The organism is Mannheimia sp. USDA-ARS-USMARC-1261, from assembly GCF_000521605.1.
Classification (GTDB): Bacteria; Pseudomonadota; Gammaproteobacteria; order Enterobacterales; family Pasteurellaceae; genus Mannheimia; species Mannheimia indoligenes.
On record NZ_CP006942.1, the window covers coordinates 1,336,895 to 1,360,639 of the forward strand.

Below are 23,745 nucleotides of genomic sequence, written 5' to 3' on the forward strand. Positions count from 1 at the left end.
TTGAGTAAATCTTTTAATAATCCCCTCCGACCATCGCAGGTAACTGATAATAAACATCTTTTTCTGTTTTTACAAAACGATGATAGATTACCTTCTTTTTCAGACTATTGATTAAAACCAATACACCAAATTCTCGACCAAAGAAAGTGGTATCCATAATAATATTCAGATATTTTCCTTCTATTATATTTGCCTGGCTTTTAGGGGCTTTTTCAATATATCGTTGAATAGTTCTCACCGAACAATGATATTTTTCAGCAAGTTGCGGATAAGTCTGTTTTCCTGTCGTGTAATCAGACCAAATTTGAATAGCGTTTAATTTCTTTTGAAAGGTAAAGGTTTTATTACATTGATTGCAATAATGGCGTTGAATATTATTTTGCTTACCGTGCTTCTTGATATTCGTACTTTGGCAAAATGGGCAGTTTTTTATTCATTTTTCAAAAATAGGGCTTAAAGCCTTGTACTATAAGGCTTTAAGCCACTTTTTAGCAACTATTTTGTCTACTATGTCTGTTTTTTTATGTTTCAAGTTACTCTTTTGATTTCCAAATTAATGGATCAACACCTTTGTGAATTAAATCTTGGTGTTCTTCAATTCTAAATACCGGCTCTTTGCCTTGTTTTAGTTGACGAATATAGTCTTTCATAATAACCCACACAATCGGAGCAAGAATTAAAATTGCGACTAGGTTGATAACCGCCATTGATGCCATTACAGTATCAGCAAATGCCCATACAATACCACCATCTCGAACTGCACCAAAGTAAACGAAGAATAATACCACTGCACGGAAGCTCCAGACAAACCACGCTTTGTTTTTGATGTAACGAATGTTGGTTTCTGCATAAGCGTAATTACCAATAATAGAGGTAAAACAAAACAGTAGAATAACAAAAGCTAAGAAGTGTAAACCAAACTCGCCTAAGTGGAATTGCAATGCTGTTTGAGTGAGAGAAATACCTCTTAAACTTTCTCCGCCATAATTGTCCGACATTAAGATAATAATTGCGGTACAGGTACAAACAACAAGTGTATCGACAAATACACCTAACATTTGGATTAAACCTTGACTTGCCGGGTGTTTAGCATCTGATGTTGCTGCAGAGTTTGGAGCAGACCCCATACCTGCTTCGTTTGAGAATAAGCCACGCTTAATCCCCATTAACATCGTTTTTGAAACCAATGCCCCGAACATACCACCCGCTGCGGCTGAGAAGTCAAAAGCACTTTCAATAATTAAACCGATAATATGTGGTACTCGTTCAATATTCATACCTAAAATAATAACGGCAATAATGAGGTAGAATAATGCCATCATTGGTACTACTTGTGCGGACACTTTACCGATACGTTTTACCCCACCGGAAATAATAATTCCGGTAATCACTACTAAGGTAACACCGACATAAACCGGATTCCAATCCCACGCATTTTTAGTTGCTTCTACAATAGAATTTGATTGCACCGCATTGAAGGCAAAACCAAAAGTAAAGATTAGGGTTACCGCAAACGCAATGGCTAATGAAGGAAGTTTTAAACCACGAGTAATGTAGTAAGCCGGTCCACCACGAAACATACCGTTCGGATCTTTGGTTTTATATAACTGAGCAAGAGAGGACTCAGCAAACGCAGAGCTCATACCCATTAATGCAGTTACCCACATCCAGAAAACTGCTCCTGGTCCACCTAATGCAATAGCGGTTGCAACCCCACCGATGTTACCAACCCCAACACGACTTGCTAAACCCGTCGTAAAAGCTTGGAATGGCGTGAGAGATTGACCTGAAGCAGAACGACCACCCCACATTTCACGCAAACTTTGAGGGAAAAGACGAAGCTGAACAAAACCTGTGGTAATAGTAAAAAACAGACCTGCACCTAGTAATAGAATAATAGTAATATCCCAAAGTGGAGCATCAATCGTATTGACGACCCAAGTGAGAATACCTTCAAAGAATAAAATAATAGAATCCATAAAGACCTCTTAAATTAAAATAAAAACGAGTTAGTTTAACCGATTTCACTTTTTTAAACAGTTTTTTTGATACTTTATATAACAATTTTTAATCGGTATTCAATTAACGTCTAAATAAAATACCGGTACCGGTATCAATAAAGCTACTATGAACCAGCGTAGTTCCCAATAAAATCAATGCTATCCCCAAACCAAATTTGAATAATCGAACCGCATTTTTATTCATCTGAGCAGAAAAATACCAACCACTCACTTTAACCGCTTTATTCCTTGCCACAATCACTAAATAAGCAAATAGGCTTAAGGTAAAACCTGTTCCGATTGCCATTACTAAGGCTGAAATTACGCCCCAAAAATAAAGATCTAAGGTATAAGAGAGGAATAAGACTAAAATTGCCCCAGAGCAAGGTCTCGCACCAATACTCAAAATCAGCATTAGCTGTGTTTTCCAATCTCTAGCTTTCTGCATTTCATTTGAGGTGGGTAAATGTTTATGTCCACAGCCACAGTGTTCATCGTGAACGTGGTGATTATGCTGAACAAGCGGTCGTTTTTGTGGAATTTTTTGCACAATGGGTTGTTGTGCCACTTGTTGAGAGAACCGAATTGATTTAATTTTAGGTTTACTCACTTTCTTTGTCTCTTTGAAAACCTGATAGCACCAATAAACCCCAAGCAAAATCATAATGGCGAAGCTAGCACGCTCTACCCATTTCAAAGTTAAATTAAAATATTGGCGGGAAAGTGTAAAAATAACCACAATCACAGTAACGAGCAAAACCGCCACTAATCCTTGCACTAAAGCTGAGGCGAAAGTAATTTTCATTGCCTGATTGAGCTTCGTTTTTTCAAGAGAAAGGTAGCTCGTTAGAATAAACTTACCGTGCCCGGGACCTACGGCGTGAAATACGCCATATAAAAAGCTGATAAAAACTAAAGTAAGCCCCGCTTTGGTCTGATTATCGCTCAATGCGTTTAACGAGCCGGAAAGAGCCGAATTAAATACCTTTTGCCACTCCATCACTTTAAATAGCAAAATCGGATAAAGTTGATAAAGTGCAAAAAATGTGAGAAATCCGACCGCTAGTATTCCCCATTGTTTTGACTTCAATCGCATACAATCTCCACTTTCTGTGCAAATTGTGCCCCTAATGAATAATCTTCATTATTTAGCATATCTGGCGACTGAGTTTTATCCAAGCTCGAAGCATATAAACGTAATTTGCTATCCACCTGTGGCTGTACTAATGCAACTTTACAGCCGGTATTACTGATACTAATCTCATTAGCACGGTTATATTCCATTGCAATATAGTAACTTGGTTCATAAGTCGAAAATCTTGCCTTATTTTGTTTCAAGTCATAAAGCTGACTTAAATGAAAGGTAATATAAAACACTACTCGATTATTTTTGATTTCAAAACGCGTATCTGTCGGTTGAGTGGTAAATTTTATCGGCTGATTTTTACTATCGTATAACACGCTGAAATAATGGTTTTGCAGGGCGGACTGTACCATTTCTGCGGTAATATCTTTACGAGTTTTCTCTTTATCCGCACTATTATTCATCTCATAAATCAATTCAGAAGAGGCAATTTCATCAAGCATCCATTCCATTTGGAATGATTTCAACATTGTGCCGTCTACAATCACTTTATTTTTTAGATCGACAAACGAATGCGGGTGAGAAAACGCATAACTAGAACATAACGTAGATAATGCAATAATAAACGATTTTAATAATTTCATATCCATTCACTGTAAAAAATAAAAAGCGAACAAGTTGCCCTGTTCGCTTTCAGAAATTTGGTGAGTCGGTCGATAAGCCGAGTTCTGTCGTGGACAATCATTCCTCTAGGCGTATATTTACACATACGCTCAAGCAACCTACCCGAACTCTCGGCGGGCAACCGATTGAGTTCCTATTTGGTCTTGCTACGAGTGGAGTTTACCCTGCTGCCGAATGTTACCACCGGCACGGTGTGCTCTTACCACACCCTTTCACCCTTACCTGCCGAAACAGGCGGTCTGCTCTCTGTTGCACTGGTCGTAGGCTCACGCCTCCCGGACGTTATCCGGCACTCTGCCCTGTGTAGCTCGGACTTTCCTCTCGTTTACTTGTCCCCCAGTTCTCGTTTTCACGAATTTAGAGGCTTCAATAAACCAGCGATTGTCTAACCAACTCAGGACTTAGTATAGCAGATTTGCAAAATTTTGCAAAAATTTAACCGCTTGAACTCTATTAGAAATGCAAAAAAGGATTAAGTTTCAAAAACTTAATCCTTTTATTTAATTCACTAACGAGCGATTACGCACGTTTGAAGTCTAAGTGAACTAGTTTTGGTTTAGTTGGGTGGCGTTGAATCGCTTGTACTTTAACTTGCTCTTCTTTGCCCGCAACAACGATAGTTAAAACTTCGTTGTAGAACGCATCGTGTACTTGTGCGTTGTTTACATCATCGTGGTTTAAGATGATTGATACAGGTTCTGCACTACCACCGTAGATGATTGCAGGAACTTGACCATTATGACGCAGGCGGCGGCTCGCACCCTTACCTTGCGTTGAACGAACTTCAGCTTCAAATTTGAATGACATTGTTTTATTCTCTTAAATATTGGGATTATCCCGTTAATAGAAAAACAGCAGGCGACCCAGCTGTTTGTTAAAAAACTTCGGCATACCAAGAGATATGCCGAGTGCGTATTTTACTGAAATTGGCGAGAAATGCAACGTAAATTAAGATAATTTGCGGATTTTCTCTATAAAATAGTTCACCATTTCTGCTGCAATATTGACTTCATTCACTTGCTCAATGCCTTCAAAGCCCGGACTTGCATTGACTTCTAAAATAACTATCCCATTATCTGTCCGCAAAAAATCCACACCTGCAACATCAAGCCCTATCGCTTTGGTTGCTTTAATTGCTAATGCGATTTCCTCTTTGGTTAATTCAATACATTGAGCAATTCCACCTTGATGAAGATTGGATCGAAAATCTTCTGCCGAATTATTTCTACTCATTGCAGAAACTACTTTATCCCCAATCACAAAAGCACGAATGTCTTGTCCTTTTGCTTCACTCAAAAAGTGTTGGCATAGATAAGGTTCTTCGACTTGTCTAAAGGTAGATAGCACAGCTTCCGCATTCCGTTCATTTTCAAACAACATCACCCCATTGCCTTGCGAACCATTCAGCACTTTTGCAATAAGCGGAAAAGTGAAATGATTTAATTGCGATTTAACCGAAACTAAATTCCCTGCAAAATTGGTATGTGGTATAGGTAAAGTATGTTCGGCTAATTTTTGCAACGATCGCCATTTGTTTCGGGCTAAAGCAAATGCTTCAGAGTGATTCAAAACAGGAATGCCTTTCGCTTCAAAATGGCGTAGCACAGCACAGCCCATTTCCGTACTACTTGTACCAAAACGAGGCAAAATACCATCGTAATCCTTCAATAAAACAGGTTCAGAGCGATGTTTATCGTAATTTTCTCCTTCTTGGTAAAAAATCTCAAAGGTCCCATTTTTTAGAGAAAGTAGCATTCTGTTAGGATCTAAAATATCCAGTTCGATCCCTCTTTCTACACAGGTTTCTTTAATTCGTTTGCAGCTATATAAGCGAGGCTCACGGCATAGCATTAGCCATCTCATTTTTTCAATAATCCTTTCTGATTAAAAAACGGCAGAATATGTGGACGAACGGGTTTATCTAAGGTTTTATGAATTGCGACTTGCCATTGCTGAGGTTCGCCAATTCTCGCTTGGTAGTAAGCGGTCAAATTTTCGTTATATTTTGCAAATTCTACCTCATCAAAAGGCTGATACTGATTAGTATGACAAATCAAAGTGTTTGGTAAACGAGGTTTTAAATCAGGATCTTGTGCAGGATAACCCAAACACATTCCGACTAATGGTACACAGTATTCAGGCAAATTTAATGCTTCGGATACACGTTTAATATCATTACGCAATGCACCAATATAAACGCCACCTAACCCTAAAGACTCTGCTGCTAACAGTACATTTTGAGCAAAAATTCCCGTATCAACCGCTCCAATAATAGACACTTCCGCCCATTCCAATTGCGATTCCGGCACAAGCTGTTTGTGTTTATTAAAATCAATGCAGAACACCAAAAACTCTGCACAATCTACCACATATTGCATACCAGAAACGGCTTTTAAGGTTTCACGAATTTGTTTATCCGTTACACGGATAACGCTTACGCATTGTAAATGGTTAGAGCTTGAAGCCGCTTTTCCCGCATTAATTAAGGTCTGAAATACCTCTTCTGAAATTGGTTGTTCGGTAAATTTACGAATCGAACGATGAGATAAAATCGTTTCAAGTGTTGTTTTGCTTTGTATTGTCATCTTTATTCTTTCCATCTAAAGTTTGTCTAAATAGCTTTTTCCATCAAGTTGGTTTACTTGTCGCATAATCCACGCTTGGCGTTTTCGCATAGTTGGTCCGGGCTTATCTACTTTAAATATATTTGGATTAGGTAAGGAGGCGGCTAATAATGCAGCCTCTTGCAAATTCAAATTTTTTGCCGATTTCTTGAAAAAATGTTGAGCCGCGGCTTCAACGCCAAAAATACCGTGCCCAAATTCCGCAATATTCAAATAAACTTCTAAAATGCGAGGCTTTGTCCAAACATATTCCACTAACACAGTCAGCGGAGCTTCAATCCCCTTTCTTACCCAGCTTTGTCCGTGCCATAAAAACAGGTTTTTAACTGTTTGTTGTGAAATAGTTGAACCTCCACGCACTTTGCCGGATTTTGCATTCAACTTTAAGGCAGTTTCAATCGCAGTAAGATCTAAACCAAAATGGCTTTCAAATTTCTGATCTTCAGACGCAATCACCGCCATCTGCATCTGCCAAGAAATTTCATCAAGGCTTACCCAATCTTTTTTGATGTTATAGTTTTTTCCTTGTAACATATTTTCCACTTTTTTCTGAATCATATAAGCCGAATACGGCACGGGTAACACAGAAAAAAGCAACGTTCCTATTAAGAAGAAACTCCCGAAAAAAGAAAATAAGCGGCTAAAACCAAACCAAAGCCAACCCGCTTTTGATCTTATTTTTCGAGGAATAAAAAAAAGCCCTATTTTCTTCAAAAGAGAGCTTAGAAAACGGTTCTTATACTTTGCCATTTACTTCATACCGTTAAGTTTACTATTTACCCATTGCAAGAAATCCGGGTCTAGTGTTTTGAGCATATTTGAGCCACGCGTAATAGTTGCTGCACTGGTATTCAAATTTTGCTGAATTTCACGTTGTGAATCTTCAGCTTTTAATAAAGCTTGCACAATTTGAACTCGCAACCCCAAAGATTCTCTCTCATCGGCGGTCAAAAACATCGAGAAAAAGAGCTCCAATCTATCTTCAGCAACGGCTTGTTTAAGCAAAACTAAAAATTGCTCCCACTCTTTTGGATCTCGTTGATTATAAAGCGTTTTCATTGATATTCCTTAATATACAAGAATATACAAGCGGTCGTATTTTACTCGTTACGCTCAAACGCAAGCATTTGTGTAAAAATTTACTAAAAAAGACCGCATGTATTACCTTATTTTTTCGATTTCTTGCCACCACGTTGATCATCTAACTCAGCCCCTTTCGGTACACTGAATTTGAATAAGTCATTTGAAACACCGCCTGTGGTAATGTTACGCAACACATAGAGATTGCTCTGTCCATCACGCTCAATAGTGCTGAAACCTTTTAATAAACCGCTTTGGTCGATACGCACATCAAACTGCTTTAAATTACTTTTTTTCGATTTTGGTTTTAATACGAACGTATCGGCATTTTGAGTTACGTCATATTGATCCCAATGGTTTTTATCACTGCTGGTTAAAAGCACAAACGGCGTATTGTTCACTGCATCTTGCACTGTATTTACCGTTACTTGTGAAACAAATGGGTCGTAAAACCATAGATCTTTACCGTCAGAAACAATTAAATTTTCTTGTGGCGATTTTGTATCCATTCTAAATAAATTCGGGCGTTTTACTTGGAATTTACCCTGCCCTTTTTGGATCTCTTTCCCTTTGCTTGAACGGACCGTTTGGTCAAAATCCGCACTATATTGGCTCACTTGCTCTAAACGGCGTTGTAATTCCGCTACCGATTGTGCATCAGCAAATGCTGTGCCGGCTAAACCTAATAAAGCTAAACTGAATACTGATTTTTTGAATAATGTTTTCATCTATATTTCCTTATTTATCAAAGAAGATTCGTTCTTCTTTGACAATGAAATTTTGAAAAGTTTCATATTAACGAACTGTTACAACAATACATTAAAAAGGGATAATTGTATAGCGTTAGATTAATGAGCCTCGTCCCAATTATCGCCAATGCCAACTTCAGCAATTAATGGCACTTTAAGCGAAATAGCTTTTTCCATTTCTGCTTTGATTAGCTGGCTATAATGCTCGATTTTATCGGCTTTCACTTCAAACACCAATTCATCGTGTACTTGCATAATCATTTTGATTTCATCATCGCCTTGAATAGCTTTATCAATGCCAATCATCGCAACTTTGATAATATCCGCCGCCGTGCCTTGCATTGGTGCATTAATTGCCACTCGTTCTGCCGCTTTACGCAAAATAGCATTGCTTGATTTAATATCAGGTAAATATAAACGACGACCGAATAAAGTTTCTACATAGCCTTTTTCTGCGGCAACTTCACGAATATCCGTCATAAACTGCTGTACTGCCGGGTAACGTTGGAAGTAGAGATCCATATATTTTTGGGCTTCAGCTCGCCCAATCCCCAATTGGTTTGAAAGCCCGAATGACGACATTCCATAAATCAGCCCGAAGTTGATAGCCTTCGCACTGCGACGTTGCTCGCTCGTTACCTCATCTAATGCCACACCAAAAATTTCTGCTGCCGTTGCTCGGTGAATATCTTTACCTTCAGCAAAGGCTTTAATCATTCCTTCGTCATTCGCCAAGTGAGCCATAATGCGTAGCTCAATTTGGGAATAGTCGGCTGCTACAATTTTATAGCCTTCTCTTGCCACAAAGGCTTGGCGAATACGTCTGCCTTCTTCGTTTCGGATCGGAATGTTTTGTAAATTCGGATCACTTGACGAAAGCCGCCCTGTCGCCGTTACTGCTTGATTGTAAGAGGTGTGCACTCGCCCTGTTTTTGCATTAATCAACTGAGGTAATTTGTCTGTGTAAGTAGATTTCAACTTACTTAAGCCACGATGCTCCATTAATAATTTCGGCACAAGATGGCCTTGTTGAGCCAATTCATCTAGCACCTCCTCGTTAGTCGAAGGAGCTCCTTTCGGGGTTTTCTTCAGCACCGGTAAGCCTAATTTATCAAACAGAATTTCTTGTAACTGCTTGGTTGAAGCAAGGTTAAACACCTGCCCTGCTTCGGTGTGAACTAACTGCTCAACTTCACTTAAGCGTTTTTCAATTTCTGCCGATTGCGTTAATAATTTCTTAGGGTCAATCAATACGCCATTGCGTTCAATGCGAGAAAGCACGCTAACCAATGGCATTTCGATTTCGTTAAAGAGTTTTACCAATTTAGGCTCTTGTGATAATTTCTGCCATAGCACTTGGTGCAGTTTCATCGTTACATCGGCATCTTCGGCAGCATATTCCGCTGCTTTGGCGATCTCAATTTTATCAAAAGTAAGCTGATTTTTGCCTTTACCTGCTAACTCTTCAAACGGAATGGTTTTATGCCCCAAATAGCGGTAAGCTAAGTCGTCCATATTATGACGACCTGTGCTGTTTAGCGTGTAGGATTCGATCATCGTATCAAACTCAACGCCTTGTAACTCAATGCCGTAGTTAGCAAAAATAGTTAAATCATATTTAATGTTCTGCCCGATTTTTTTAATGGCACGATTCTCTAAAATCGGTTTGAGTTGGGTTAAACAAGCGGTCAAATTTAGCTGATTTTTTACCAATTCGTCTGCGATTTCGGTTTCTGCCTCGTCATCGCCAAACATATCCGCTTGTTTTGGCAGGGCTTTTTGCTTATGCCCAAGCGGAATATAGCAAGCCTCGCCATTTTCAAGAGCAAAGGAAATTCCCACCAAATTGGCTGACATAGAATCTAAACTATCCGTTTCGGTATCCACCGCAATGATATTGGCTGATGTGAGCTTTTCAATCCAAGCCACTAATTTGGCTTCCGTATCCACCGTTTCATATTTGCTACGGTCAATAATGATAGGATCTGCAAAATTTTCCTCATTTTTAACCGCTTGCGTTGCTTGGTAATTATTCGGCACTTTTTCAGCTGAGGTTTGTGTAACAGGGTTCGCATTGTTATTTACTTCATTTAACCAACGCTTAAATTCATAATGCTCAAATAATGTAGCAAGCTCTGCACGATTTTGTGCTTGGGTTAAAAGTTGATCGTGGGTAACGTCTAATTCCACATCAGTTTTGATGGTGGCGAGCAGGTAGGATAAATCCGCATTGGCTTTTTCTGCCTCTAATTTCGGGGCAAAGTTTTTTGCCCCACGAAACGAAAGTGTCGCAATCTGATCTAAATTTTCATAAATCTGTTTAAGCGAACCAATCCCTTGTAATAAGGCTAACGCCGTTTTTTCACCCACGCCTTTTACACCCGGAATATTATCGGCGGAATCGCCCATTAGGGCTAAGAAATCGATAATCAACTCGGGCGGAATGCCGTATTTTTCGATGACGCCTTCACGGTCAAGCAAAGTGTTGTTCATCGTATTTATCAACATAATGTGATCGTTCACCAGTTGTGCCATATCTTTATCGCCTGTACTGATTAACACGTCTTTGCCATCTTTGGCAGCTTGCACGGCAAGGGTGCCGATCACATCGTCCGCTTCTACCCCTTCAATGGAGATCAGCGGAATACCTAAGGCTTTGATGATAGCGTGTAGTGGTTGAATTTGAGCTCGTAACTCATCCGGCATTGGTGGGCGGTGAGATTTATATTGCTCGAATAGCTCATCACGGAAGGTTTTGCCCTTCGCATCAAACACTACCGCAATGTGGCTTGGGTTTACTTGTGAAATCAAGCTTTTTAACATATTCAAAACACCATACATCGCCCCTGTCGGCTCGCCATTGCGATTCGTTAGCGGAGGAAATGCGTGAAATGCTCGATATAAGTAAGAAGAACCGTCCACTAGCACCAGTGGATTTTTTGCGATAGTTGCCATAAAAAATCTCTTGAAAATCAAATAAATATTGGCGTTATTATACAAGAATAGTGAAAGAAAGGGATAAAAAAAGCGTATTTCAGCCATAGCCAAAATACGCTTAAAAGTAAGTTTAGTTAAATCATATATTCAATTAACTCGTTTTGAATAAAGAAATTGAGCAATTTAGGTTCTAAATAAACTTCATTACCGATTGCAAAGCCTTCTTGAAGAAATTGATTGTAACTGATGGAAACATCAATAGGTAAATCACTCACATTTGATAATACTTCTATCTCCACTGTAGGACCTGCGGTATGAATACGTTGAATTCGTCCAACAATCGTATTATCTGATTTATCTTTGCTTATTGCGATTTCGTGTGGGCGAACATAAACCACCACATCTTCTGCTGAATAGTAGCTATCAACTTTGCGTCGGAATCTATCAATGAACAATGTGCCTTGTAAAATATAACCGTGCAATAAATTCACATCACCGAGAAAATCCGCCACAAAAGCCGTTTTTGGTTGTTTATAAACTTGTTCCGGCGAACCAATCTGCTCCACCCTGCCTTTATTCATCAGTACAATTTTATCCGCAACCTCTAAGGCTTCGTCTTGGTCATGGGTAACGAATAAGCTCGTTACATTCATTTCGTGATGGAAATCTCGCAACCAACGGCGGAGATCTTTACGCACCTTTGCATCTAATGCTCCAAAAGGTTCATCTAACAGTAATACTTTTGGATCAGTTGCGATCGCTCTCGCCAATGCAACTCGTTGCCGTTGCCCGCCCGAAAGTTGATCCGGGTAACGCTTACCAATATGCTCTAATTGAATGAGCTCTAGCAAATACTTCACTTTAGCTTGAATTTCCGCTTCGCTCAATCGTTCAGATTTTGGCTTCATCCTTAATCCAAAAGCGATGTTATCATTAATAGTCATATGGCGAAAGAGTGCATAGTGTTGGAACACAAAACCAATATCACGCTCTTTGGCTGAGAGTTGGGTAACCTCATTTTGATCAAACAAGATCTTGCCACTACTTGCCGTTTCAAGCCCTGCGATGATGCGTAGTAACGTGGTTTTGCCACAGCCTGATGGTCCAAGTAAAGCAGTGAGCTCCCCTTTATGAACAGTTAAATTAATATCGTGCAGTACCTGTGTTTGCCCGAATTGTTTATTCAAATTCTGTATGCTGATTGTCATTATCCCCCCTAAATTTATTTATTACTGAGCCAGCTCTCGGGCTAATTTATGCTCTGTCCATTGGCGTAAAAAGAGCAAGATTAACGATAAGATCAGAAGTAAAATTGCCACGCTGAATGCCGCTGCTGCGTTATATTCGTTATATAAAATTTCAATCTGTAACGGTAAGGTATTAGTCATTCCTCGAATATGCCCTGACACCACCGATACTGCCCCAAACTCACCTAATGCTCTTGCGGTACAAAGCACGACACCGTGTAACAATGCCCATTTAATGTTAGGGAGCGTTACATAATAGAAAATCTGCCAGCCATTTGCTCCTAGTACAGTAGCAGCTTCTTCCTCTACTACTCCTTGAGCTTCCATCACAGGAATAATTTCTCGGGCAACAAAAGGCACTGAAATAAATAATGTGGCTAAAATAATGCCTGGAATTGCATAAATTATTTGAAAATCGACCGCTTGCAGGTGTGGATAAAGCCAACTTTGTGCCCCAAAAAGCAACACATAAATTAAACCAGCCACAATCGGTGAAATGGAGAAAGGCAGATCAATCAGCGTTAAAAGCAACTGCCTGCCTTTAAATTGATATTTTGTTACTACCCAAGCAGCGGCAATGCCAAACACTACATTTAACGGCACGGCAATGCTCACTGCGAGTAAGGTCAATTTTAGGGCTGAGAGAGTATCTTCCTCACTAATCGCCTCCCAAAAGAAGCTAAATCCTTTAGCAAAACCTTGTGCAATAACAGTTAAAAGGGGTAACACTAAAATCAAAGCGAATAATATTATTGCTGAAATAATAAGCAAATATTCTGCAAGCGGTCGTTTTTTTATGATTTTTTGCATATTTCCTCCTATTTCCCTGTTCGTTTTGCAAAATAACGTTGAATGTAATTAATCACAAAAATTAAGATAAATGAGATGGTGAGCATCATCGCCCCAATGGCTGCGGCACCCACATAATCATATTGATCAAGTTTTGAAACGATCACGAGCGGTAAAATCTCCGTTCTAAAAGGTAAGTTGCCCGAAATAAACACTACCGAACCATATTCCCCTAATCCTCTGGCAAAGGCTAAGGTGAAACCTGTGATCCACGCAGGTAAAAGAGCAGGGAAAATCACATAGCGAAAACGTTGCCAGTTTGAAGCCCCTAGTATTTCAGCGGCTTCTTCCACATCTTTTGGTAAATCTTCCAGCACAGGCTGTAGCGTTCTTACCACAAAAGGCAAAGTAACAAACAGCAAGGCAAGCATAATGCCTAATGCACTATAAGCAATTTTGAAATCGAAGAACTGCCCTATAACGCCGTTGCGGGCGTAAATCGCCGTTAATGCAATCCCTGCAACGGCGGTTGGCAGTGCAAATGGCATATCAATAAAGGTATCGACCCAACGTTTTCCCCAAAACTGATAACGCACCAATACCCACGCTAACAACAAGCCAATAAAAGCGTTAATAAGGGCAGCAAAAAATGCGGTGCTAAGCGATAGTTTCAACGCAGTTAAAAGTTGGCGACTGGTGATGAGTTTCCACAACTGCTCTGCTGAAATTTGAGCGGAATAGACAAATAAACTGGCTAATGGAATAAGCACAACCAAACTTAAAAAAGTAACCGTGTAGCCTAAACTTAAATTAAATCCGGGAATAAGGCGTGTTGTTGCAGACATTTTATGCTCTCTTGTTATTCATCTTATTGGTAAATTTTTTCTAATATTTGGTCGAAAATACCGCCATCATCAAAAAAGCGAGCTTGAATCTGTGAGGTGCTCTCGCCAAAAATTTCATCAAGTTTGCGTAAATTTAAGGCAGGAAATTGCTCTTGGTATTGCTCTAAAATGGTTTGATTTGCTGGGCGATAATGATTTTTCGCAATAATATGTTGAGCTTCATCGCTATAGAGATGGCTTAGATAGGCTTCTGCTATTTGGCGAGTACCTTTTTTATCCACCACACTATCTACCACCGCAACAGGAGGCTCAGCTAAAATAGAGGTTGGCGGCACAACAATTTCAACATTTTCTCCCCCTTCTTCTTTTAGGGCTAAGTGAGCTTCATTTTCCCAAGTAAGCAACACATCGCCCAAGCCACGTTGAATAAAGCTCATTGTTGCCCCTCTCGCTCCTGTGTCTAGCACTGGAACTTGGCGATAAACGTTGGTGGTAAATTCGAGGGCTTTTTCATCACTACCAAAAACCGTTTTGCCATAAGCCCATACTGCAAAAAAGTTCCATCTTGCCCCACCAGAGGTTTTAGGGTTTGGCGTGATAACTTCAACGCCTTGTTTTAGTAAATCTTGCCAGTCCAAAATTTGACGTGGATTGCCTTTTCTAACCAAAAAAACAATGGTGGACGTATAAGGCGAACTGTTATTTGTTAGTCGCTTCTGCCAATTTGGATCAATAAGCTGCTGGTTGCGGTTTAACGCATCAATATCGCTTGATAGGGCAAGAGTAACCACATCAGCTTGCAAGCCATCAATCACAGCTCGAGCTTGTTTACCCGAGCCACCGTGCGAAGTTTTAACGGCTAGAGAAGTATCTCCCGTTAAAGATTGCCAATGCTTTTCAAATAACTGGTTGTATTCTTTATAAAGCTCACGGGTTGGATCGTAAGAAACATTTAATAAGGTTTGAGCCATTGTATTGCTGACAATAAAACCGCCCATTATTGCAATGAATACCACCTTACAAGCGGTCTTTTTTATAAAATTTTTTGCAAATAACCTCATTTAACATTTCTCCAACTTATTATTTATGAATTCTATAAAATCTAGCGGTTAAATATAAATTGGTAAAAGAACCAAAAATTTTTTTATATTCTTTAGAAGAATAAAAAACGGAAAACCATATAAAACAATCTCTATTTTTATTAATTTATTCCGAAATGGAATAATCTATAAAATGTGGTTATTTCTACCGCTTAATAAATTCATTTATAACTAATCGTAATAAAACCACATTTATTTTTAAAGGATATGCAATGAGTTATTTACCTATTTTTGTCGATCTCAAAAACCGCCCTGTATTAGTCGTGGGAGGCGGGCACGTTGCCACACGCAAAATTACTGCCTTACTAAAAGTGGGGGCAAACGTAAAAATTGTGGCTCGTGAATTAGATAGCCCTCTGCATAACCTACTTGAGGAAGGAAAAGTGGAATGGTTCGCAACAGAATTTGAGCCAGAGCAGGTTAATCAAGCCTATCTCATTATTGCTGCCACCGATGATAATAAGCTGAACAATCTTGTATTTAAAAGTGCAGAAGCTGCACAGCGTTTGGTTAATGTGGTGGACGACCAACCGCATTGCAGCTATATATTCCCTTCTGTGATAGACCGTTCGCCGATCCAAATTGCAATCTCAAGCGGTGGTGCGGCACCTGTATTGATTCGCTTATTGCGTGAAAAATTAGAAGCCTTAATTCCACAAAATGTAGGCGAAATGGCAGCGATTTCAGGCAGATGGCGAAATGCCGTAAAATCTAAATTCCCACATATAACCCAACGCAGACGCTTTTGGGAAAAGTTGTTTACCAATTTGCATTTTCAACGTTTAACCGAAACTCACCAAACCAGTCAAGCAGAGGCATTATTAGAACAAGAATTAGAGGCAGACAACCCAATTATCGGTGAAGTTTCATTGGTAGGAGCAGGACCGGGCGATGCAGGATTACTGACCCTCAAAGGCTTACAAGCTATTCAGCAAGCTGATGTTGTATTATACGATGCATTAGTTTCTGAAGGCGTATTAGAACTTGTTCGCCGTGATGCCGACCGAGTATTTGTTGGCAAACGTGCGGGTAAAGACTGCGTAAAACAAGAAGAAACCAATGCTCTTTTAGTAAAATATGCTAAAAAAGGGAAACGAGTCGTCCGCTTAAAAGGTGGAGATTCTTTCGTCTTTGGGCGTGGTGGCGAAGAACTGGAGGTTTTAAAAGCAGAGAATATTCCTTTTAGTGTTGTTCCGGGCATTACTGCTGCATTAGGTGCGACCGCATACGCCGGTATTCCGCTTACCCATCGTGAGTATTCACAGAATGCCACCTTTATTACAGGGCATCTAAAACCAGGTGGCACAAACCTAAAATGGGAGGCTCTTGCTCAAAGTAACCAAACGTTAGTTGTTTATATGGGAACAATTAAAGCCGGAGAATTAGCAAGCCAATTACAGAAATATGGCAAACCGGCTGATACGCCAGTAGCTATTGTAAGTAATGGTACATTACCAAACCAAAGTATACAAATCGGTACATTAGATGAATTACCAACGCTTGCCGCAAATGCTCCAACACCGGCATTAATTATTATTGGAGAGGTGGTAAAACTACAGACGCAACTTACGTGGTTCGGTTCACAAGCCCAGCAATTTATTTCAACGCAAGAAACGTTATGGAATAATCAGCTTGAACAGTGTGCCTAAAAAAGATGCCTTAATAAATTAAATATATATTTAATAACCAAATAGTATAAAGAGCCTGTTTAAAAAGCAGGCTTTTTTATTTAACTGTCTTTCAAAATAAATAATTAAACATTATTTAACATTTCATAAAATTATAAAAACAAACATTTATCATCCAAAAACCAAATTATTTCATTTATATATTCCAAAATAATATTAAATATGCGTTGTTATTATTTTTAAGTTTTATGCTTTCCCTTTATAAATATAAACATTGATTTTTATGAGCTTGCTCAGTGGGGAAATATGTCATTTTTTATTAAACCGTCTTTGTGGGAAATTCCACAGCCAAGTGAAGGTGATTTTGCAAATCTTTCAGCAAAAGAGACCGCTTTAATCGAACGCATTCAGCAGATTGAGCAACAACATCACAATGCTAAATTTGCAAGTAGTTTGGCGGTAGAAGATATGGTGATTACTGATGTAATAGCCAAACTACAAGCCAATATTTCTGTGTTTACGCTTGAAACACAGCGGCTAAACCCAGAAACGCTTGCATTAGTTGATGAAGTTAAAACGCACTATCCTCATTTAGATTTTCAGCTCTACTACCCTGATCCTAAAAAGGTTGAACAATATGAACAAGAGAATGGGCGTAATGGTTTTTACGAAAGTATAGAACGCCGCCGTGAATGTTGTTTTATCCGTAAAATCGAACCACTTAATCACGCATTAAATGATGCAGATGCGTGGCTCACCGGGCAACGTAGAGAGCAATCGGTAACAAGAACCTATTTGCCTTTTGAAGAACAAGATAAAGAACGCAGTATTGCCAAATATAACCCTATTTTTGACTGGTCCGAAATCGATGTTTGGGCATATATCTTAAAACATCGCATTCCTTACAACAGTTTATATGAACAAGGGTATCCAAGTATTGGCTGTGAACCTTGTACTCGCCCTGTAAAACAAGAGGAAGATATTCGAGCCGGTCGCTGGTGGTGGGAAAACAAAGACAGCAAAGAGTGCGGATTACATAAATAACTCAACATTTAAATTAAGGAAGAAATCTATGTCAGTACACAATAAGATTGAAAACGGTCATTTAGATTGGCTCGAAGCAGAATCAATTCATATTATTCGTGAAGTTGTAGCCGAATGCAGTAAGCCAGCCCTCCTCTTTTCCGGTGGTAAAGACTCTGTAGTCTTACTTGCTCTTGCCCGTAAAGCGTTCCAATTAGAAGGTCGTGAGTTGGTGTTACCCTTTCCATTAGTGCATATCGACACAGGTCATAACTATCCGGAAGTCATCCAATTTCGTGATGAACAAGTCACAAAATTAAAGGCGAAATTAATTGTTGGACAGGTTGAAGATTCCATTGCAAAAGGCACGGTAGTTTTGCGTAAAGAAACTGACTCTCGCAATGCCGCCCAAGCGGTTACTTTATTAGAAACAATTGAAGCTCAAGGCTTTGATGCCTTAATGGGTGGAGCACGGCGAGATGAGGAAAAAGCCCGTGCTAAAGAGCGGATTTTCTCATTCCGTGATGAATTTGGACAATGGGATCCAAAAGCTCAACGCCCTGAATTGTGGTCGCTCTATAACGCTAAACTGCACAAAGGCGAAAATATGCGTGTATTCCCAATCTCTAACTGGACAGAATTAGATATCTGGCAATATATCGAACGTGAGAATCTTGAATTACCCAGCATTTATTACGCTCACGAACGTGAAGTTGTTGAACGTAATGGTTTATTAGTGCCTGTTACGCCACTTACCCCAAAACAAGCAAATGAAGAAAGTAAACTCGTTTCGGTACGTTTCCGTACGGTAGGCGATATTAGCTGTACTTGCCCTGTTGTGAGTACAGCAACTAATCCAACTGAAATTATCAAAGAAACCGCTATTGCTGAAATTTCCGAACGAAGTGCAACTCGAATGGACGATAGAACTTCCGAATCAGCAATGGAACAACGTAAAAAACAAGGTTATTTCTAATTTTAAGATAAAAAGGAACAAGATATGAGCAATATTAACCAATCTGCCCCACTCCGTTTTATTACTGCGGGGAGTGTTGATGATGGGAAAAGTACACTCATCGGGCGTTTACTCTATGACAGCAAAGCCCTTTTAAGCGATCAACTATTAAGCCTGAATAAATCAAAAAATAATAATGAGACCATCGATTTTTCAATTTTAACCGATGGTTTAGAAGCTGAACGTGAACAAGGCATTACTATTGATGTTGCCTACCGCTATTTTTCAACGGCAAAACGTAAGTTCATCATTGCAGATACGCCCGGACACGAACAGTACACACGCAATATGGTAACAGGTGCTTCAACTGCCAATGCCGCAATTGTGTTAATTGATGCAACACGCCTTGATTTTAGCCAGTCTGAGCTAGAGCTGTTACCTCAAACTAAACGCCATTCTGCCATCTTAAAGCACTTGAACACTCAACATATTATTGTGGCAGTGAACAAAATGGATCTGTTTGATTTCGATGTTGCAAAATTTCAGGCAATTACGACCGCTTACAACAAACTAGCAGCACAACTTGGTCTAAATGATGTAATTTTTGTACCAGTTTCTGCTCTGCAAGGCGATAACATCGTACATAAAAGTGAACGTACTTCGTGGTATGAAGGCGAACCATTATTGACTATTTTAGAAAACCTGCCGAGTATCGAGAAAATTACAGAAAATGCGGACGATTTCCACTTTCCTGTTCAGTTAGTCAGCCGTTTAGACCAAGACAAAGCCGACGATTTTCGTGGCTATCAAGGTCAAATTGAAGCAGGTTCGGTACGAGTGGGCGATACTGTTCGCATTGAACCAAATGGCTACACTTCCCAAGTTGCTCAAATTTATAGCCCAAATGGTTTAGTTGAGCAAGCGGTAGTTGGCGAGCAAGTAACTATTAGTTTAACTGATGACATTGATATTTCTCGTGGCGATACCATTGTTGCAAAAAATAATCCTATTACTGCTACCAAACAACTTAGTGCAACAGTTTGTTGGTTCGAGAAGAAACCACTTAGTTTCGCACGAAAATATTTGCTAAAACATACAACTCAAACCGTGTTTGCGAAGGTAAGTAACGTAGATTATGTATTAGACGTTAAAACGCTCAGCCATTCTTCTGAAGCCGATACGCTGAACTTAAATGATATTGGCAAAATACAAATTTCATTACAAAAACCAATTACTGCAACCAGTTACGATCAAAATATTGCAACAGGCTCATTTATTTTAATTGATGAGGCAACTTATCACACTGTGGCTGCGGGGATGATTTTAAATGATTAATTTTCATTGGATAAAGTAACTGTTTTTACTGTGGGGAAGATTAAATGACAAACACAACCAACATTCCATTATCACCCGATTTAGAACATTTAATTCAAGGGTTAGATAATATTCAATTAGCCTGGCTATCAGGCTATGCTTGGGCAAAAGCGAAAGGCAGAAACAGTGATTTTACTGTACCGGCTCAACATCAAGTAAGTAAGATTGCCAAAGCATTGCAGGTTACTGTGCTTTCAGCATCACAAACGGGCAATGCTAAATCGGTTGCGAATAAATTAACCGAAACATTAAATACGGCTGGAGTTACTGCCGTACATCATTCACTGAGTAACTATAAAGCTAAAAATATTAGCGATGAAGATATTGTCATCTTAGTTACCTCTACACAAGGCGACGGCGAGCCACCGGAAGAAGGCGTGGTGCTATATAAATTCCTTAATGGTAAAAAAGCACCAAAATTAGACCGCTTGCAATTTGCCGTGCTTGGTTTAGGTGATAGTTCCTATCCTAATTTCTGCCAAGCAGGTAAGGACTTTGATAGCCAATTAGCTAAATTGGGTGCAAGCCGATTATTAGATCGTACCGATGCCGATTTGGAATTTCAAACCACCGCTGATTCTTGGATTGAACATATCACAGCGGTGTTAAAAGAGAAATCGACTCAGAAAAGCGTTGCTATCACATCAAGTACACAAAAAACAGCCGTTGTTAGCTCTAAATTTACGAAAGAAAATCCATTTCCTGCAGCATTATTAACCAATCAGAGAATTACGGATTCAACTACACAGAAAGATGTTCGCCATCTTGAACTTGATTTATCCGGTTCAGGCTTAACTTACCAAGTCGGCGATGCGTTAGGTATATGGTTTGACAACAATCCTGAATTAGTCCAAGCCTTTTTAGATGCTCTGGGCTTAAATGGAGAGGAAGAAGTTACTGTTGGCAATCAAAAAGTAAATTTACGTTCAGCTTTATTTTCACATTTGGAGCTAACCAAAGCATCTCAGCCTTTTGTAAAAAGTTATGCTGAATTGGCAAATAATGCCGAGCTATCGGAAATTGCAGAAGATACCGATAAAGTTGCCCGCTTAATCGCAACTACATTAATTATTGATATTATTGAGCAATACCCAGCTACTCTTACAGCAGAACAATTGGTGAGCCTACTACGTCCACTTACACCCCGTTTATATTCAATTTCATCATCTCAATCAGAAGTAGGAGACGAAGTTCATTTGAGCGTGGGGGTAGTGCGATCTGAGCATAATGGCAAAGCTCGTTCAGGTGCTGCATCAAGTTATCTAGCTGACCGTGTGGAAGAAGAGGATACAGTTCGTGTTTTCGTAGAACATAACGATAATTTCCGCCTACCGCAAGATAATAATAAACCAATCATTATGATCGGCTCCGGCACAGGCATTGCACCATACCGAGCGTTTGTACAACAGCGTGCAGCTGAAGAAGCAAGCGGTCAAAATTGGCTGATTTTTGGCAATCAACATTTCACGAAGGATTTCCTTTACCAAACAGAATGGCAACAATTCAAAAAAGACGGCTACTTACACAAATATAGTTTTGCGTGGTCTCGTGATCAGGAAGAAAAAATTTACGTACAAGACAAAATTCGTGAAAATGCCGAAGCTATTTGGGCTTGGTTACAAGATGGTGCTTATGTTTATGTGTGTGGCGATGCCACTCGTATGGCAAAAGATGTGGAACAAGCTCTACTTGATGTCATTGAACAGCAAGGTAAATTCAGCCGTGATGATGCAGAAGAATATCTGAATGAATTAGCTGAAGAAAAACGCTACCAACGTGATATTTATTAAATTTTTTATCGGAGTAACCTATGACGAAGAAAGAACAAAAAGGCTTAGAGTGGAAAGCCAAACCGTTGTCTGACAACGAACGTTTAAAAACCGAAAGTAATTACCTACGCGGTACGATTTTACAAGATTTAGAAGATCAACTTAGCGGTGGTTTTACCGGCGATAATTTCCAACTTATCCGCTTTCACGGTATGTACGAGCAAGACGACCGCGATATTCGTGCCGAACGTTTGGATCAGAAATTAGAACCCTTAAAATTTATGATGTTACGTTGCCGTTTACCGGGCGGTATCATCAAACCTGAGCAATGGATTGAGATTGATAAGTTTGCCCGTGAACACAATCACTATCAATCTATTCGCTTAACTAACCGTCAGACTTTCCAATATCACGGCGTGCCAAAAACGAAGTTGCAGAATGTTCATCGCCTACTACATAAATTAGGCTTAGATTCTATTGCCACTGCTGCTGATATGAACCGTAATGTACTCTGTTCTTCTAACCCTGTGGAATCAGAGCTACACCAAGAGGCTTATGAATGGGCGAAACGTATTTCCGAGCATTTACTGCCCCGTACTCGTGGCTATTTAGATGTTTGGATTGATGGTAAAAAAATTGAAAGTTCTGAAGATTTATTAAAACTGCAAGAAGATGAGCCTATTTTAGGTAAAACTTACTTACCAAGAAAATATAAAACCGCTGTCGCTCTACCTCCGCTCAATGATGTGGATTTATATAGCAACGATATGAATTTTGTCGGCATTAAAAATGAAAAAACAGGTAAGTTAGCCGGCTTTAATGTGTTAGTTGGTGGTGGACTTTCATTTGAACACGGCAACACCAAAACTTATCCTAATATTGCTTTAGAGCTAGGTTTTGTTCCTGTAGAGCATACCCTTAAAGCAGCAGAGTGTGTTGTTATTACTCAACGTGATTTTGGTAATCGAGCAGATCGTAAAAATGCCCGTGTTCGTTACACTGTTCAGAATATGACCTTAGAGGGATTTAGAGCAGAAGTAGAAGAAAGAATGGGGTTCAAATTTGAACCAAGCCGCCCGTTTGAATTTACTGAACGAGGCGACCGTATAGGCTGGGTAAAAGGCATTGATAACAAATGGCACTTGACTTGCTTTGTTGAAAGCGGACGTTTAATTGATACACCTGAATTTCCATTAATGACAGGTATGTTGGAAATTGCCAAAGTGCATAAAGGCGACTTCCGTATTACTGCTAACCAAAACATTATTATTGCTAATGTCGCAGAAGAGGATAAAGCACAAATTGAAAATCTCGCTCGCCAATACGGCTTAATGCGAGATATTACTAAACTGCGTGAGAATGCAATGTCGTGCGTCGCATTCCCAACTTGCCCCCTAGCAATGGCAGAAGCGGAGCGGATTTTACCCGCCTTTATTGATGAACTGGATAAAATTCTAGCCGATCATAATGTTTCAAATGAAACCATCGTTACCCGTATTACAGGTTGCCCGAACGGCTGTGGGCGTGCGATGTTGGCAGAAATCGGCTTAGTAGGAAAAGCGGTAGGGCGTTACAACCTTCATCTTGGCGGTAATATTGTGGGTACGCGTATTCCTCGTTTGTATCGTGAAAATATCACGCTTACGGAAATACTCAATGAACTTGATCCAGTGATTGGTCAATGGTCAAAAGAACGGGAAGTAAACGAAGCCTTTGGTGATTTCGTTATTCGAAAAGGTATTATCACCCCTGTTATCAACCCTGTGGTGGATTTCTGGGATGCGTCGAAGGCAATTATTCCAACTAAAGCGATTTAAAAAATAAGGGACTGTATTTTGATCTGCACCCCAAAAGTTG

The 23,745-nt window shown here is 39.6% G+C and carries 21 protein-coding genes, 1 other RNA gene and 1 pseudogene; 6 read left to right on the forward strand and 17 right to left on the reverse strand.

Translation table 11 applies throughout. The features are described from left to right. Positions 1-13: 13 nt before the first annotated feature. The 17 genes and pseudogenes from X781_RS12660 to X781_RS06575 form a co-directional block, all read right to left on the reverse strand. A complete protein-coding gene (locus X781_RS12660; RefSeq protein WP_442914779.1) occupies positions 14-238 on the reverse strand; it encodes a hypothetical protein in 225 nt (74 codons plus the stop codon). Positions 239-373: 135 nt separating this feature from the next. Then, positions 374-433 (reverse strand): annotated as a pseudogene (locus tag X781_RS12665) (hypothetical protein); the annotation flags it as partial. Between the two features lie 100 nt (positions 434-533). After that, complete coding sequence (locus X781_RS06510) at positions 534-1,979, reverse strand: alanine/glycine:cation symporter family protein (protein ID WP_025236084.1); 1,446 nt, start codon at positions 1,977-1,979, stop codon at positions 534-536. Between the two features lie 103 nt (positions 1,980-2,082). Continuing rightward, a complete protein-coding gene (locus X781_RS06515; protein ID WP_025236085.1) occupies positions 2,083-3,096 on the reverse strand; it encodes a nickel/cobalt transporter in 1,014 nt (337 codons plus the stop codon). Beyond that, positions 3,087-3,728, reverse strand: a complete 642-nt coding sequence (locus X781_RS06520; RefSeq protein WP_025236086.1) for a DUF1007 family protein — start codon at positions 3,726-3,728, stop codon at positions 3,087-3,089. The genes X781_RS06515 and X781_RS06520 overlap by 10 nt, the downstream gene beginning before the upstream one ends. A gap of 57 nt (positions 3,729-3,785) precedes the next feature. Next, an RNA gene (gene rnpB, locus X781_RS11845) (RNase P RNA component class A) lies at positions 3,786-4,165 on the reverse strand. A gap of 122 nt (positions 4,166-4,287) precedes the next feature. Continuing rightward, complete coding sequence (rplY, locus tag X781_RS06525) at positions 4,288-4,575, reverse strand: 50S ribosomal protein L25 (protein WP_025236087.1); 288 nt, start codon at positions 4,573-4,575, stop codon at positions 4,288-4,290. 141 nt (positions 4,576-4,716) lie between these two features. Next, the gene (locus tag X781_RS06530; RefSeq protein ID WP_025236088.1) at positions 4,717-5,631 is read right to left on the reverse strand and encodes an ATP-grasp domain-containing protein; all 915 of its coding nucleotides are present in this window, start codon (positions 5,629-5,631) and stop codon (positions 4,717-4,719) included. Beyond that, entirely contained in the window at positions 5,628-6,347 is a 720-nt protein-coding gene (nfsA, locus tag X781_RS06535) for an oxygen-insensitive NADPH nitroreductase (protein WP_025236089.1), read from the reverse strand. The genes X781_RS06530 and nfsA overlap by 4 nt, the downstream gene beginning before the upstream one ends. Positions 6,348-6,368: 21 nt before the next feature. Continuing rightward, the gene (mtgA, locus tag X781_RS06540; protein WP_025236090.1) at positions 6,369-7,142 is read right to left on the reverse strand and encodes a monofunctional biosynthetic peptidoglycan transglycosylase; all 774 of its coding nucleotides are present in this window, start codon (positions 7,140-7,142) and stop codon (positions 6,369-6,371) included. Beyond that, positions 7,143-7,451 (reverse strand): trp operon repressor, encoded by a 309-nt coding sequence (trpR, locus tag X781_RS06545; protein ID WP_025236091.1) that lies wholly within the window; start codon positions 7,449-7,451, stop codon positions 7,143-7,145. A 107-nt stretch (positions 7,452-7,558) separates the two neighbouring features. Further along, positions 7,559-8,200: an outer membrane lipoprotein chaperone LolA gene (lolA, locus tag X781_RS06550; RefSeq protein ID WP_025236092.1), complete on the reverse strand. Its 642-nt coding sequence runs from the start codon at positions 8,198-8,200 to the stop codon at positions 7,559-7,561. Positions 8,201-8,320: 120 nt separating this feature from the next. Further along, on the reverse strand, positions 8,321-11,176 hold the full coding sequence (gene polA, locus X781_RS06555) for a DNA polymerase I (RefSeq protein WP_025236093.1): 2,856 nt from the start codon (positions 11,174-11,176) through the stop codon (positions 8,321-8,323). Positions 11,177-11,292: 116 nt separating this feature from the next. After that, entirely contained in the window at positions 11,293-12,366 is a 1,074-nt protein-coding gene (locus X781_RS06560; protein ID WP_025236094.1) for a sulfate/molybdate ABC transporter ATP-binding protein, read from the reverse strand. Between the two features lie 21 nt (positions 12,367-12,387). Then, complete coding sequence (cysW, locus tag X781_RS06565; RefSeq protein WP_025236095.1) at positions 12,388-13,215, reverse strand: sulfate ABC transporter permease subunit CysW; 828 nt, start codon at positions 13,213-13,215, stop codon at positions 12,388-12,390. An 8-nt stretch (positions 13,216-13,223) separates the two neighbouring features. After that, complete coding sequence (gene cysT / locus X781_RS06570; protein ID WP_025236096.1) at positions 13,224-14,039, reverse strand: sulfate ABC transporter permease subunit CysT; 816 nt, start codon at positions 14,037-14,039, stop codon at positions 13,224-13,226. A gap of 23 nt (positions 14,040-14,062) precedes the next feature. Beyond that, positions 14,063-15,037: a sulfate ABC transporter substrate-binding protein gene (locus X781_RS06575; RefSeq protein ID WP_025236097.1), complete on the reverse strand. Its 975-nt coding sequence runs from the start codon at positions 15,035-15,037 to the stop codon at positions 14,063-14,065. A 314-nt stretch (positions 15,038-15,351) separates the two neighbouring features. On the opposite strand from X781_RS06575, the gene cysG reads away from it, so the two are divergent. The 6 genes from cysG to cysI all read left to right on the forward strand — a co-directional run bounded on the left by cysG (position 15,352) and on the right by cysI (position 23,705). Further along, a complete protein-coding gene (gene cysG / locus X781_RS06580; RefSeq protein WP_025236098.1) occupies positions 15,352-16,788 on the forward strand; it encodes a siroheme synthase CysG in 1,437 nt (478 codons plus the stop codon). 285 nt (positions 16,789-17,073) lie between these two features. Next, complete coding sequence (locus X781_RS06585) at positions 17,074-17,811, forward strand: phosphoadenylyl-sulfate reductase (protein WP_025236099.1); 738 nt, start codon at positions 17,074-17,076, stop codon at positions 17,809-17,811. Between the two features lie 28 nt (positions 17,812-17,839). Continuing rightward, complete coding sequence (gene cysD, locus X781_RS06590; RefSeq protein ID WP_025236100.1) at positions 17,840-18,766, forward strand: sulfate adenylyltransferase subunit CysD; 927 nt, start codon at positions 17,840-17,842, stop codon at positions 18,764-18,766. A gap of 24 nt (positions 18,767-18,790) precedes the next feature. Beyond that, positions 18,791-20,080 carry a sulfate adenylyltransferase subunit 1 gene (locus X781_RS06595; RefSeq protein WP_025236101.1) on the forward strand — a complete coding sequence of 430 codons (1,290 nt, stop codon included), beginning with the start codon at positions 18,791-18,793 and terminating at the stop codon, positions 20,078-20,080. Positions 20,081-20,124: 44 nt separating this feature from the next. Beyond that, entirely contained in the window at positions 20,125-21,909 is a 1,785-nt protein-coding gene (locus X781_RS06600) for an assimilatory sulfite reductase (NADPH) flavoprotein subunit (protein ID WP_025236102.1), read from the forward strand. Positions 21,910-21,929: 20 nt separating this feature from the next. Continuing rightward, entirely contained in the window at positions 21,930-23,705 is a 1,776-nt protein-coding gene (gene cysI, locus X781_RS06605; protein WP_025236103.1) for an assimilatory sulfite reductase (NADPH) hemoprotein subunit, read from the forward strand. The last annotated feature ends 40 nt before the right edge of the window (positions 23,706-23,745 follow it).